Source organism: Marinomonas sp. GJ51-14, assembly GCF_055808695.1.
On sequence record NZ_CM147879.1, the window covers coordinates 3,173,218 to 3,185,973 of the forward strand.

The following is a 12,756-nucleotide window of genomic DNA, read 5'->3' on the forward strand; positions in this document are numbered from 1 at the left end:
TTTATGAGGGGTTAAACTTATTTACTTAATAAAACGCTGTGCGAAGTGAAATGAAACCACTTCTGGGTCTTCAGGCTGCGCCACTGAAGACACATCAATCACTAAAAACTTACCGGCTTTTTGCTCCGTGATTTTATAAGAGTACTCACGTAAATCCCAACTAACATCATCTAGATTACGACGACGAACATTGAATAGTTTTTGAGTCTCACCATTGCCAGTAGGTATTGTAAAATCAATGACATCACCAACACGCGCAATATTTTCTGGCGATACAGGTGCAAGTAGATTATCCGCTCCAGGTACGAGATAAATACCCGCCGCATTTAATTTTGTCTTAAGCCCTGATGGTGACGCATCATTTAGGCGTATTGCATACAAACCATGATGATCAACCCAAATTGGATAAGAAGAAGCATCATTTTGATTAGATAAATAAGCTGACGATTGGTTCAACTGTCGCCCAAAGGTTCCCCATAGTCGAACAGCGACAGTGTAAGCATCTGAGTTCTCCACTGGAGTCATCCATGGCCCTACCTCAGCATCTTGAACCTCGTCACGGAATTGAATACTCACTAATGTTTTATCTTCACTCTCAGTAAAGTTAAATGCGAAAACGGTCTTTGCTGGGTAAAGTCGGGTAATTTTACTGTATAAAGACGCCCACCAACCTTGTGGATGAAAATCAAAAGCAACCGATATTATTTGATCATCTGTTTGTGATGCAATAGATTCACCAGCACCATACAAAGCAGTCAGGAAATCAGAAACAATACGTTTTGCTTGAGCTTTGTTTGCCGGCAAAGAAAACTCAATAGCATCTTCTTTCTCTACAACACCAACAGCGACCATTGGATGATAAATAAATTGTGCTCTTGGTGTCACAAAAGGTTTCGCAGGAGTTAAGTCTGTAATGCGATCTTCATTTGGAATAACCAAAATATCTTTAGAAGGTGTTGAACCCTCAGGTATCTCTAACGTATTGTGCGTTTTCGTCACATCTTGATAATCATCTGAGTGATCAGTAAAAAACAAACTACAACCTGATAAAAAAACAGCAAATGCACTAACGCTGACTAGCTGTAATGTAAATTTATTCATACTAATAAAACTCCGGCTTCTACCATGGCATGTCTAACAGCCGCATGATACTTGTCTGAAAGTGGGGTTAATGGCAAACGAATCCCCTCCTTACATAAACCCAATTGGCTACATGCCCATTTAACAGGAATAGGATTCGACTCTAAAAATAGATTTTTGTGTAACAAGGCAACCGTTTGATCAATTGAATGCGCTTTCTCCGCATCACCAGCAAGGGCAGACTCTGCTGCTTGTGCAATGGCTTTAGGGGCAACGTTTGCTGTAACAGAGATATTACCTTTACCACCAAGTAACATAAGGTTGACAGCCGTTGGGTCATCCCCTGAATATACGGCAAAATCTTCCGGTACAGCTTTAATTAATGCCTCACCACGTTCCAAGTTACCTGTTGCGTCTTTAACACCAACAATGTTTTTAATAGCGGAAAGGCGAACCACAGTTTCATTAAGCATATCGCACACAGTTCTACCAGGAACATTATAAAGAATCTGAGGAATATCAACTGCATCGGCAATAGCTTTAAAGTGTAAAAACAAACCTTCTTGAGTCGGCTTATTATAGTAAGGCGTAACTAGCAAACAAGCATCGGCTCCAGCCTCTTTTGCAGCACGAGTAAGATGTATCGCTTCGTGAGTCGCATTTGCCCCTGTTCCAGCAATAACAGGAACACGACCATTTACTGTTTTGACAACTTGACGAATAACATTGGCGTGCTCTTCTGTCGTCAGAGTTGATGATTCACCGGTTGTACCGACAGCGACAATGCCGTGGGTCCCCTCGTTGATATGAAACTCTATTAGATCATCTAATTTGTTAGTATCTACTGCGCCATCTGCTGACATGGGAGTGATAAGCGCAACTAAACTACCTGTGATCATTTCGAGTCTCCATAAAATTATAAGCGCGCCTATAGTAACGTCCATATGCGGGTTTAACAATAATTGAGGGGCGTAAAGCCAGAGTAAATTAGCAAGAAAGTCTATTCAGAGAGATTTTTTGCTTAGCTCTTGTTAAGCTAATATTTTTCTTACTGCAAAATAGGCAAGAAACTATTTTTCTTTCCATGTTTCTTAGAACAGAGAGTAATGACTATGACAATAGAAATTGGGCAAATTGCACCGAATTTTAGCGCTAAAGACCAAAACGGTGACACAATTACACTTAGCCAATTTAAAGGCAAAAAAGTCGTCTTATATTTTTACCCCCGTGACAACACTCCCGGCTGTACTGCTCAAGCGTGCGATTTACGAGACAACTACCAAGCACTCCTAGAGCAAGGCTTCGTCGTATTGGGTGTCAGCAGCGATACGGAGAAAAAGCACCAAAACTTTATTGAAAAATATGATCTTCCATTCCCATTAATAGCAGACACAGAAAAAGAAGTTCATGAGTTATACGAAACATGGCAGCTTAAAAAATTCATGGGGCGTGAGTCAATGGGAACGGTTAGAACGACTTTCATCATTGATGAAGAAGGTTTAATTTCAGACATCATCAGTAAAGTAAAAACCAAAACACATTCAGAGCAAATTCTAAAATAACAACCCAGTTACAAGGACAGTCTGTTAGCTAAATAAAAAAGGCGATATACAAAATAGTACATCGCCTTTTTTTATTCTATTTACAGGATCTAAACCTTGAAACAGCCTTTAGCTACGCGTCCACGTAGTGCCTTCTCGACTATCTAGAAGCTCAATACCCTGACTAGCCAATTCATCTCTGATTTCATCACTACGTGCAAAATTTTTGTCTTTACGCGCCTGTGTTCTTTGATCAATTAAAGCTTGTATTGCTCCCTCATCCAAACCTTCTGACACAGTGCTATTTTGCAAAAAGTATTCAGGATCCTGATAAAGTAAGCCAAGTAACTCTGCTAAAGAAAGCAATTCCGCAGCTAAAGTCGAGGCCTTCTCTGCATTTTCTGTTTTCATCTTGTTCAATTCACGAACTAGCTCAAACAAAACAGAAACAGCAACAGCCGTATTAAAGTCGTCTTTCATCGCCTCTTCAAAACGTGCAGTAAAATCACTAGGGACAAAAGTTGCAGCTACATTTTGCTGACGCAATGCCGTATAAAGACGCTCTAATGCAACTTTCGCCTCCAACAAGCTCTGATCAGAGTAATCAATTGCACTGCGATATTGACTAGAAACCATAAGGTAACGTACTACCTCAGGGTTAAATTTAGCTAACACATCTCGAACGGTAAAAAAATTGCCCAATGATTTCGACATCTTTTCATTATTCACTCGAACAGCACCACAATGCATCCAGTAATTAACGTATTTTTCACCTGTTGCGGCTTCTGATTGTGCAATTTCATTCTCATGATGAGGGAACTTAAGGTCTGGACCACCACCATGAATATCAAAATGACTACCTAGACAATTAGTCGACATTGCAGAACATTCAATGTGCCATCCAGGGCGTCCTTCTCCCCAAGGGGAGGGCCAAGAAACCTCACCTTCTTTGGTTTGCTTCCACAATACAAAATCAGCAGGATGCTCTTTTGCAGCTTCCACATCAATACGAGCACCAGCAAGCATATCCTCAAGTTTACGATTATTTAACTTACCGTACTCTTCAAACTTCGTTGCTCGGTAATAAACATCACCAGATGTACCTTGGTAAGCAAAGCCTTTATCAATAAGAACCTGCACCATATCAATAATTTCTTGCATGAACTCCGTGGCCCTTGGCTCACGATCTGGCATTTTATTACCAAGACGCAGTTCATCTTCCCGTTGAGCTGCAATCATTCTCTCAGTCAAAGATTGAGTTGTTTCATTATTTTCTGCTGCGCGCTTGATGATTTTGTCATCTACGTCAGTAATGTTACGCACATAATTTAATTCGTAGCCTAGATGACGAATAAAACGAGAAATAATATCAAAGGAAATCATCGCGCTGCGCATGACCAATATGACAGAAGTCGTATACCGTGTTACCACAGACATACATACTTACCTTGCCTTCTTCGATCGGTTTGAAAACTTCTTTCTTCCCAGTAAGGGTGTTATGAACTTTCAACATGCACCTATTTTCCTTTTGCTTCTATTTTCGCCCAAGAATCACGTAATGTTACTGTGCGGTTAAATACCATACCGTCTTCTTTTAAATCACGGCAGAAGTAACCTTCTCGCTCAAACTGAAAGCCTTGACCTTTATCTGACGTCAATAAAGAAGGCTCTGCTTTGGCAGCAGTAATCGTAGTTAAAGATTCAGGGTTGATGAAGTCTAAGAAATTCTTATCTTCATAATTGGCATCTGGCGCTTCGTTAACAAACAAACGATCATAAAGGTTCACTTTAGTATCAACCGCGTGTCTCGCACTTACCCAATGAATCACACCTTTTGGCTTGTAACCTTCTGGATTCACACCCAGTGTGTTTGCATCGTAGCGACAAAGTAGCTCAACCACTTCACCAGCTTCATTTTTGATCGCTTCATCACAAGTAATTACGTAGCCACCACGAAGACGAACAGCACCGTCAATGGTCATACGCTTCCATTTTTTAGGTGGCTCTTCTGCGAAGTCCGCTGCATCAACAAATAAATGCTTACTGAAAGGCACTTCACGAGCGCCCGCTTCTTCGTTTTTCGGATGATTATTTACCGTGAAGATTTCTTCTTTGTCTTCAGGGTAATTTGTCAGTGTCACCTTGATTGGATTCAACACAACCATGGCGCGATTAGCACTGGCATCCAAATCTTCACGAATCGCGTGTTCAAGCATACCCACGTCAACTACACTGTCTGATTTAGTAACACCAATACGATCACAGAAATTACGGATAGATTTCGCTGTGTAACCTCGGCGACGCAAACCAGAAACCGTTGGCATACGAGGGTCATCCCAACCATGCACGTGTTTTTCGTCTACCAGCAATTTCAGCTTACGCTTACTTGTTACCGTGTAATTCAAGTTCAGGCGCGCAAATTCAATTTGTTGTGGATGTACTGTTTTCAACGTGTCCAACACCCAATCGTACAAAGGACGATGATCTTGGAATTCCAGTGTACAAACAGAGTGCGTGATGCCTTCAATGGCATCAGACAAGCAATGAGTAAAATCGTACATAGGATAAATACACCATTTATCACCAGTTTGGTGATGATGCACACGACGAACTCGATAAATAATAGGGTCACGCATATTGATATTTGGGCTCGCCATATCAATTTTTGCACGTAAAACCACTTCACCGTCTTTGTATTTGCCATTCGCCATATCATTGAAAAGCGCCATATTTTCTTCGGCGCTTCGATCACGATATGGGCTATTTTTGCCAGGCTCTTTCAAAGTGCCACGGTATTCGCGCATTTGCTCAGCATTAAGCTCGCACACATACGCTTTACCTAGCTGAATAAGCTGCTTTGCAAAGTCGAATAACTGATCAAAATAGTCTGAAGCGAATTTTGGTTCGTCTTTCCATTTAAATCCCAACCACTCAACATCACGTTTGATGGATTCAATGTACTCAACACTTTCCTTTTCAGGGTTCGTGTCGTCAAAACGAAGATTACATTGACCATTGTAACGTTGCGCCAAACCAAAGTTCAGGCAAATAGATTTGGCATGACCAATATGTAAGTAGCCGTTTGGCTCAGGTGGAAAACGAGTAAGAACCTTGCCTCCGTTCTTACCGGCTTCGTTATCTTTATCAATGATTTGGGTAATAAAATTACCTGGTTTTGACGTTTCTGACATGTTAGATGTAAGTCCCGATAAATGTTCGTCTGACGATAATGAGTACTTTGACCGACAAGTATATATGATTTCGGTTTCTATAGGATATTGAGTCGGTAAATCTTTTGCCTCTTTTCTTTATTTTTATTCTTTTATACGGAAAGTGAAATCATGTATTTCGCGATAAAAAACACCACAACACCAACAAATATTGTCAACAGCTGATGTTGACGCCAAATACCAATGACAAACGCGGCAAGCCCACCGATCAACCAGGGATTACTAATGGATACATTCATCTGATTATCTGCCATAAAAATCATAGGAACAATAATGGCGGTTAATACAGAAACAGGCACAAATTTAAGTGCTCTCTCCACAAAAACAGGCATAACAACTTTATGAGCTCGCGCAAACAAGACAAAACGAACACCAAAAGTCACAACAAACATTCCAAAGATAATGAGGACCGAATCTAATAAACTCATCACTCACCTCCTTGTGTATTATTATCAGTTGATTGGTGAGAACTCGAAGAACTTCCATACACGTCAGCAAGATACCCTGCGACCACTCCAATCACAGCAGACACCAACAAACCAAGATTATTAGGCAACCCCGACAAAACAATCGACGAAACACCAGCACTGAGCATGCAAAACCAAAAAGGACTGTGTTTCAAATACGGTGTAATGATGCCAATAAAAGTAGCCACCATAGCAAATTCAAGCCCCCACTCACTCATACCAGGAATCAGCTCCCCAGATAAAATGCCTAAAATCGTTGTCACGTTCCACATGATATAAAACGCAAAAAAAGAGCCTAGATAGACTTTATGTCCTGTTTTTTCATCAACTGAGCCTATCCCATACATAGGTCGCACAGCGGCATAGGTTTCATCAACCAAACCAAAACCCATAATAAAGCGAACCGACATTGGCAAATGCTTCACATATTTCACCATATCGGCCGCATACAAAAGATGTCTAAGATTGACAATAAAAGTTGTCGAAACAATAACCCAAATCGGCGCATGTATAGCGATTAAACCTAAAGCAACAAATTGAGCAGAGCCTGCAAAAACGATGGCAGACATAGCAATGGCAAACCAAGGGCTCAAACCATAGCTTGACGCTAACGAGCCAAATAAAAGCCCAAAAGGAACGCCACCCAAAATCATCGGCATGGAAACCACCGCACCTCGTTGCATGTGCTGTCGTGTATTCATATGTTCTAGCCCCTTCACCCTAAGCCTCTCAATTTTTTCTCCAGAGATTTTTCCATGTAAACATCCGCTCTTTCATACAAAGACGGCTTTGGCGGTAACATTTCAATAAAGCCGTTTTTATCATAAAGACGTCTAGCTGCCGTTAAACAAGAGGCCGTCTCTAAGGTTAATTTAGTCATTCCAACAGATTGTGCTATTTCAAACACATGGGACAACAAAGCTTGAGCTATTCCTTTGCCTTGGCAATGCTCAGCAACTGACAGTTTCAAAATCTCCCCTATTTGCCTATCATCATGCTGAGCCAAGACAATAGTACCAAGTACCACATTTTGTTGGTTAGCTTCTCGCATTGCGACCCACACTGCTCCGCCATGCTGAGCTGCGTATTCTAAAGGCCTCTCTAAAAGAGCCAAATCATGCTCTGAAATCTGGTTAGGAAAATATCGTTCCAGCCAAGCCATATTAAGGTTATAAAAGCTTTTCTCATGATGACGACTAAGCTCTACAATTTTAAACGGCAGCAATCTATCTAATACTTTATTAGCTAAACCTTCGCTAAAGACCTGCTTCTCTAACGCTTCGAGACCCACCATAAAGTTATCACTACTGAAGTCTGTAAATCGCTCTATGACGACTTTCATTTCTTCCAAGACAGGCTCAACCTTTAACATAGCCGCCAAGCCCTTTTCGGAAAGACTCAACAACGAACGCCGTTGATCATCTTCGTCTGCATTCTTATCTAGTAAATGCTCTTTCAACATTTTAGCGGTTTGCTTACTAACGGCGGGATGACTTAAATGCAGACTCTCAGCGATTTCCATAACTGACAAACTCCCCATTTTTTGCAATAGCTTAAGAATCGGGAAATAAGTCGATGAAATAGGAACATCGCACTGCAAATAAATCTCTTGAACCTCAGCAAACAAATAATCACTCAAACGCTTAAGTCGACTTCCTAGAGTCAACACACCAAACTGTTCCATTTTACTTTCCACAACAATCAATATAGGTAACCAGTTACGCATATTAAATTTATCTTACATTTACAGGCTTTACAATCACCTTTTATTACATCCACGGTGGCGTCTTTGCTTACAAACACATAAAATGCCCGTATTAATTAAAGACCTAAGTAAATCTTAACCATTAATACATTTAGCTATTTATAGAATAGGGAATATAAAATGATCATTTTACATACAAACCACGGTGACATTCACATAGAGTTAGATTACGAAAAAGCGCCAAAAACAGCGAAAAACTTTGAAGAATATGTAACTTCTGGTTTCTATGATGGTGTTATCTTTCACCGCGTAATCAATAACTTCATGGTTCAAGGCGGTGGTTTTGAAGTTGGTATGACACAGAAAGAAACACAAAAAACGATTGAAAACGAAGCAGATAACGGCCTAAAAAATGAAGTAGGTACATTAGCAATGGCTCGTACAATGGATCCTCATTCGGCTTCTGCACAGTTCTTCATTAACGTTGCTGACAATGCCTTCTTAAACCATACTGCAAAAACGTCACAAGGCTGGGGTTACGCTGTTTTTGGTAAAGTCACTGCAGGCATGGATGTTGTAAATAAAATCAAAGAAGTAAAAACAACAATGAAAGCCGGACATCAAGACGTTCCAGCTGAAGATGTTATTATCGAAAGCGCTGAACTTGTAAAATAATGATTCGTTATTTCATATCTGACCTACACCTTAGTGACAAACGCCCGGATCTTATTCGGGCATTGATACAGATGACGAAAGAACTTATTGCCAATCAAGAAAAAGCTGAGCTCTATATTCTAGGTGATTTTTATGAAGCATGGATCGGAGACGATTTCCAAGCAGATTGGAATACGAATATAGAAAACGCCTTATTTGATGTATCTCAATCTGGCATTGCTCTGTATTTTTTACACGGCAATAGAGACTTTTTAATTGGTAAATCATGGCTAACTCGTGTGGGCGCCTCTCTAATTCAAGAGCAAACTGTATTAACTTTGGAAGAAAGCACAGTACTTTTGACCCATGGTGACGAATACTGTTTAGAAGATGTGGAATACCAGAAGTTCAGGCAAACCGTACGCTCTAGTGCTTGGCAAGAACACATATTAGCCTTGCCATTAGAGCAGCGGATAGCTCTTGCAGCACAACTTCGAAATGATAGTAAATCTATGGCATCAGAAAAAACCATGGATATTATGGATGTGACAGAAACCGCGGTTAATGACTCACTTAATCTACATCATTGTAGGACAGTAATTCATGGCCATACACACCGCCCCAATGTCCATAAGAACGAAAACACTTTACGCTGTGTGTTAGGTGATTGGGATAAAGATGTCTACCTAGCAAAAATTGAGAACAACCACTACTCTCAACTCAAAGCGACAGTAGAAAATTTCAACCAGAATGGTTTGAAATCTCTTCAGGGCATTCACTATGAGACGCTGAGCTAAAGAAAGCTAAGAAGATCACAGTGCAATCGCAATCAAAAATGCCAGCTTATTTGCTGGCACTTTTATTTCATACTCTTTCATAACAGATAGATAAATTTATGAGTACGATTCACTTAACGCTTTAAAAGTGATTTAACCCAAACTGTTTCAATACTGTTTCTAGAGCGATCAAACTCAATATTGCGATTATGCAACATGGTCATAGCTCGAAAAAAAGCATTATTTGTAATCACAGGCCCTAACTGAACACCATACATTTTACGCCAATGCATTTTCGCTTTAGCCGTCAGCACTTGATACAAAAAGTCCAACTCTAATGAGCCTTTGTACATCGCATTAATATCTACCACCGGATTTACTTTCATTATTTCTAACACAAGCCAATACGTTACATCCGGAAGGGTTTGGTTTTTATCTGTACCCATAATATTCTCCAGAGTTACCATTTCATATTATGAGTTTAGCAGCATGCTAAAAATCCACAGAAAAAATTTACCTTATATCGTATTACTCAGTTTATGCTGTCGTTGGCGGACCACTATGCATACGAAACTCAATATCTGGCTCAGTAATAAGCTTTTCTTCTAAGTCTCGAAAAAAAGCAATTCGGTCATCAATAGGTTCATTTGAATATTCTTTTGCCAATGCAAGATAATCTTCAAAATGTCTCGCTTCTGATTTTAGCAATGAAATGTAGAACTTAGACAATTCGTCGTCTAAATGTGGCGCTAACGCAGCAAAACGCTCACAAGACCGAGCTTCAACAAAGGCACCAATGATCATAATATCAATTAAACGCGCAGGCTCATGAGTTCGGATATGCTTACGTAAACCATCCGCATAACGAGACGCCGATAAATGATCATAAGCGATACCGCGACTGCGCATCAGTTTATGAACTTGTTCAAAATGTAAAAGCTCTTCACGGGCTAAACGCGACATTTTGTGTAATAAATTATCACGGTCAACATAGCGGTACATCAAATTCATTGCCGTACTTGCGGCTTTTTTTCGCAATGTGCATGATCATTTAATAGCAAAGTTTGGTTCTCAAGAGCCCAATTCACCCACGCTTTAGGGGATTCACATGGAAGAAACTCAACAAGCTCAGGATACGCTGATAACATTACTCTACCTTTTTGTGTTAAAAAACGTGATTATACTAGGTATTAAGGAAGGAGCGAACAAGTACTCTTCTTTCCACATACAAATAAAAGCCTGTTTTTTTTACTTTATAGGCACTTAGGTAGTAACGTCTTGATTTGGATATCAAATTCGTAATGAATGATTTTTATGACCCACAAAAACTAAAAATTGGCCAACATGTTGGCGTTGAACTCGATCCGTATATATTGAACTACCCAATGGACAGCAATAAAACAACCTGGGTAGCAGATCAAGGCGGACGCCCTTTTGTGCTGCGTTTTTTCCAGCCGAAAAAAGGAAAAGTAGAAGATTTCCTGCAAAATGCGAGAAAATACGCCAGTGTAAAACATCCTGCAATTACACCAAATTATCCGCCTTTTTATTCAAATTTATGGGTATTTTCTTGTTCAGCCGTTTGTGGTGGCGAAAACCTATACAGCTTCTTGGGAAAGTATCCAGATGGCGCCCCACTAAATGTGGTCATCAGCCTATTTGATAACATAGCCAAGGCACTAGACCAAATACATCAAAACAATCTATTCCACGGACATCTAGATTTAAGCTCAATACATGTTGTAAACGGCATTGGCCTAATGACGGGATTTGGCGCCCATAACTGGATGACAAGAATCGATGAAAACAATATGGATAGTCGTTTTTTTCCACCTGAGTATCTGAAAAAAATCAACAACGTACCATCGCATCGGATCGTTTTGCTTTTATGAGACTCTTGATGGCAGCCCTCCTTGGCGAATCCATTCTCGATAAAGACTTTTCAACTAGCCTACCGGACTCTCACCATAGCTTGAGTGATGCAGTCTGGAATCGTTTATTAAAATGGTCTAGAGATGGAGAAAATCACAGGCCAACATCATTAACAGAAGTCATTCGAATTATTCGGGCTAACCTTTATAAACCAGAAGTAATCAGTGGCTCTTCTACACTCAAAGCAGTAAAGCGCCAGATTCGCCATTCAAAAAACAAAATAATTGCCACATCATCTATTGTTGCCATCGGTCTTATTGCAGCGATTATACTGTGGCCAGCTGAAAAAGAGCCACTTGTTGCAACCCCAAAACCAACCCCAAAAATAACTGCAGAAAGTGTTTTTAAAGCTCTCCCACAAATACTTGAAGAACCTTTAAAAACAGGTGGCACAGCACCTAAAATTGAAAAAATCGCTCCGACTACTTTTATGATGGGAGACCAAAATAGAATGGGAGACGATAATGAAAAGCCTGTTCATGAAGTTGAAATTCCTAGCGGTTTTTACATTAGTAAATATGAAATTACATTTGATCAATACGATAAATTCGCCAAGGCGACAAATCGTGAACTCCCTCCTGATAATGGTTGGGGACGAGGCAACCGCCCTGTCATTAATGTTAGCTGGTATGACGCCAAAGCCTATACATCTTGGCTATCCAGTCAAACCAATGAAGAATATCGGCTACCTACTGAAATAGAATGGGAATACTCTGCAAGAGCAGACTCTAATACCGCCTTCTGGTACGGCAACACGGTAAAGCCAGGCTACAGTGTATGTGATAGCTGTGGCAGCCAATGGGATGGAATTTCAACCGCGCCAGTGGGTAGCCAAGCCAGCAATCCATTAGGTTTGTTTGATATGCATGGAAATGTTGCTGAATGGGTTGAAGATTGTTATCACGACACATACGAAGGCGCTCCAAACAAAAACCAAGTGTGGTTAGCAAACCAATGTGACAATCGAGTACTTAAAGGTGGATCTTGGTTTGATATCCCAAGAGTCGGTCGTAGTGCAACAAGATATAGAGCAACACCTGACTTAAAAGCCAGCAATTGGGGCTTCAGAATCGTGAGGATTATTCAGGAAAACGATAGTATCTCTAAATCAGAATAATTCCGCTAAATGTCACCTATTCGAAATTGTTATGGCGTTTAATAAGTCTTTACTGCTTTTTTTCTATAAAATAAGTATATAGAAAATCATAGAGTCTCGTATGGCTTGGGTTATAAAATCCAAGTCATTACATAAATTGAAGCAAGTGATCAGTACAAAAAATAACTAATCAGGGAATGATTTAATAAGATTCCAGCATTTAAGTGCTATTGGCAAACGAAAGTAAGCCAGATCTCAAAGTCCCTTTTTAGTCC

General features: G+C 40.1%; 12 protein-coding genes and 2 pseudogenes. 5 read left to right on the forward strand and 9 right to left on the reverse strand.

The features are described 5' to 3' along the window. Window positions 1-21: 21 nt before the first annotated feature. Together AC0L3Y_RS15180 and dapA are read right to left on the reverse strand one after the other, a co-directional pair. The gene (locus AC0L3Y_RS15180; RefSeq protein WP_473465693.1) at window positions 22-1,101 is read right to left on the reverse strand and encodes a hypothetical protein; all 1,080 of its coding nucleotides are present in this window, start codon (window positions 1,099-1,101) and stop codon (window positions 22-24) included. Then, the gene (gene dapA / locus AC0L3Y_RS15185; RefSeq protein WP_473465696.1) at window positions 1,098-1,979 is read right to left on the reverse strand and encodes a 4-hydroxy-tetrahydrodipicolinate synthase; all 882 of its coding nucleotides are present in this window, start codon (window positions 1,977-1,979) and stop codon (window positions 1,098-1,100) included. Before dapA ends, AC0L3Y_RS15180 begins: the two co-directional genes overlap by 4 nt. Window positions 1,980-2,192: 213 nt before the next feature. Here dapA and bcp point away from each other — a divergent pair, with 213 nt between their 5' ends. Then, a complete protein-coding gene (gene bcp, locus AC0L3Y_RS15190) occupies window positions 2,193-2,642 on the forward strand; it encodes a thioredoxin-dependent thiol peroxidase (protein WP_473465699.1) in 450 nt (149 codons plus the stop codon). Between the two features lie 108 nt (window positions 2,643-2,750). Here the strand turns inward: bcp and cysS are convergent. The 5 genes and pseudogenes from cysS to AC0L3Y_RS15215 all read right to left on the reverse strand — a co-directional run bounded on the left by cysS (window position 2,751) and on the right by AC0L3Y_RS15215 (window position 8,044). After that, window positions 2,751-4,134 (reverse strand): annotated as a pseudogene (cysS, locus tag AC0L3Y_RS15195) (cysteine--tRNA ligase). 4 nt (window positions 4,135-4,138) lie between these two features. Beyond that, window positions 4,139-5,812: a glutamine--tRNA ligase/YqeY domain fusion protein gene (locus tag AC0L3Y_RS15200; protein ID WP_473465705.1), complete on the reverse strand. Its 1,674-nt coding sequence runs from the start codon at window positions 5,810-5,812 to the stop codon at window positions 4,139-4,141. Window positions 5,813-5,943: 131 nt separating this feature from the next. Continuing rightward, window positions 5,944-6,279, reverse strand: coding sequence for an AzlD domain-containing protein (locus AC0L3Y_RS15205; protein WP_473465708.1), 336 nt, complete (start codon window positions 6,277-6,279; stop codon window positions 5,944-5,946). Then, window positions 6,279-7,019 (reverse strand): AzlC family ABC transporter permease, encoded by a 741-nt coding sequence (locus tag AC0L3Y_RS15210; protein ID WP_473465711.1) that lies wholly within the window; start codon window positions 7,017-7,019, stop codon window positions 6,279-6,281. The genes AC0L3Y_RS15205 and AC0L3Y_RS15210 overlap by 1 nt, the downstream gene beginning before the upstream one ends. A 14-nt stretch (window positions 7,020-7,033) precedes the next feature. Further along, window positions 7,034-8,044 (reverse strand): GNAT family N-acetyltransferase, encoded by a 1,011-nt coding sequence (locus AC0L3Y_RS15215; protein WP_473465714.1) that lies wholly within the window; start codon window positions 8,042-8,044, stop codon window positions 7,034-7,036. Window positions 8,045-8,203: 159 nt separating this feature from the next. Between AC0L3Y_RS15215 and AC0L3Y_RS15220 the strand changes: the two genes are divergently transcribed. Together AC0L3Y_RS15220 and AC0L3Y_RS15225 are read left to right on the forward strand one after the other, a co-directional pair. After that, window positions 8,204-8,698 carry a peptidylprolyl isomerase gene (locus tag AC0L3Y_RS15220; RefSeq protein ID WP_473465717.1) on the forward strand — a complete coding sequence of 165 codons (495 nt, stop codon included), beginning with the start codon at window positions 8,204-8,206 and terminating at the stop codon, window positions 8,696-8,698. Beyond that, a complete protein-coding gene (locus AC0L3Y_RS15225; protein ID WP_473465721.1) occupies window positions 8,698-9,474 on the forward strand; it encodes a UDP-2,3-diacylglucosamine diphosphatase in 777 nt (258 codons plus the stop codon). Before AC0L3Y_RS15220 ends, AC0L3Y_RS15225 begins: the two co-directional genes overlap by 1 nt. A gap of 113 nt (window positions 9,475-9,587) precedes the next feature. Here the strand turns inward: AC0L3Y_RS15225 and AC0L3Y_RS15230 are convergent, their stop codons facing one another. Then, on the reverse strand, window positions 9,588-9,899 hold the full coding sequence (locus tag AC0L3Y_RS15230; RefSeq protein ID WP_473465725.1) for a hypothetical protein: 312 nt from the start codon (window positions 9,897-9,899) through the stop codon (window positions 9,588-9,590). 91 nt (window positions 9,900-9,990) lie between these two features. After that, window positions 9,991-10,601, reverse strand: a pseudogene (locus tag AC0L3Y_RS15235) (MiaE family protein). A 153-nt stretch (window positions 10,602-10,754) separates the two neighbouring features. Here AC0L3Y_RS15235 and AC0L3Y_RS15240 point away from each other — a divergent pair. Beyond that, window positions 10,755-11,345 (forward strand): hypothetical protein, encoded by a 591-nt coding sequence (locus tag AC0L3Y_RS15240; RefSeq protein WP_473465729.1) that lies wholly within the window; start codon window positions 10,755-10,757, stop codon window positions 11,343-11,345. An 8-nt stretch (window positions 11,346-11,353) separates the two neighbouring features. Then, window positions 11,354-12,502 carry a formylglycine-generating enzyme family protein gene (locus AC0L3Y_RS15245; RefSeq protein WP_473465733.1) on the forward strand — a complete coding sequence of 383 codons (1,149 nt, stop codon included), beginning with the start codon at window positions 11,354-11,356 and terminating at the stop codon, window positions 12,500-12,502. Window positions 12,503-12,756 lie beyond the last annotated feature (254 nt).

Bases quoted from the DNA above. Each gene is read 5' to 3' on its own strand.
- AC0L3Y_RS15215 (WP_473465714.1), bottom strand. From the start codon at position 8,044: ATGCGTAACTGGTTACCTATATTGATTGTTGTGGAAAGTAAAATGGAA.
- AC0L3Y_RS15200 (WP_473465705.1), bottom strand. From the start codon at position 5,812: ATGTCAGAAACGTCAAAACCAGGTAATTTTATTACCCAAATCATTGAT.
- bcp (WP_473465699.1), top strand. From the start codon at position 2,193: ATGACAATAGAAATTGGGCAAATTGCACCGAATTTTAGCGCTAAAGAC.
- AC0L3Y_RS15205 (WP_473465708.1), bottom strand. From the start codon at position 6,279: ATGAGTTTATTAGATTCGGTCCTCATTATCTTTGGAATGTTTGTTGTG.
- AC0L3Y_RS15245 (WP_473465733.1), top strand. From the start codon at position 11,354: ATGGCAGCCCTCCTTGGCGAATCCATTCTCGATAAAGACTTTTCAACT.
- AC0L3Y_RS15240 (WP_473465729.1), top strand. From the start codon at position 10,755: ATGAATGATTTTTATGACCCACAAAAACTAAAAATTGGCCAACATGTT.
- AC0L3Y_RS15210 (WP_473465711.1), bottom strand. From the start codon at position 7,019: ATGAATACACGACAGCACATGCAACGAGGTGCGGTGGTTTCCATGCCG.
- AC0L3Y_RS15180 (WP_473465693.1), bottom strand. From the start codon at position 1,101: ATGAATAAATTTACATTACAGCTAGTCAGCGTTAGTGCATTTGCTGTT.
- AC0L3Y_RS15220 (WP_473465717.1), top strand. From the start codon at position 8,204: ATGATCATTTTACATACAAACCACGGTGACATTCACATAGAGTTAGAT.
- AC0L3Y_RS15230 (WP_473465725.1), bottom strand. From the start codon at position 9,899: ATGGGTACAGATAAAAACCAAACCCTTCCGGATGTAACGTATTGGCTT.
- dapA (WP_473465696.1), bottom strand. From the start codon at position 1,979: ATGATCACAGGTAGTTTAGTTGCGCTTATCACTCCCATGTCAGCAGAT.
- AC0L3Y_RS15225 (WP_473465721.1), top strand. From the start codon at position 8,698: ATGATTCGTTATTTCATATCTGACCTACACCTTAGTGACAAACGCCCG.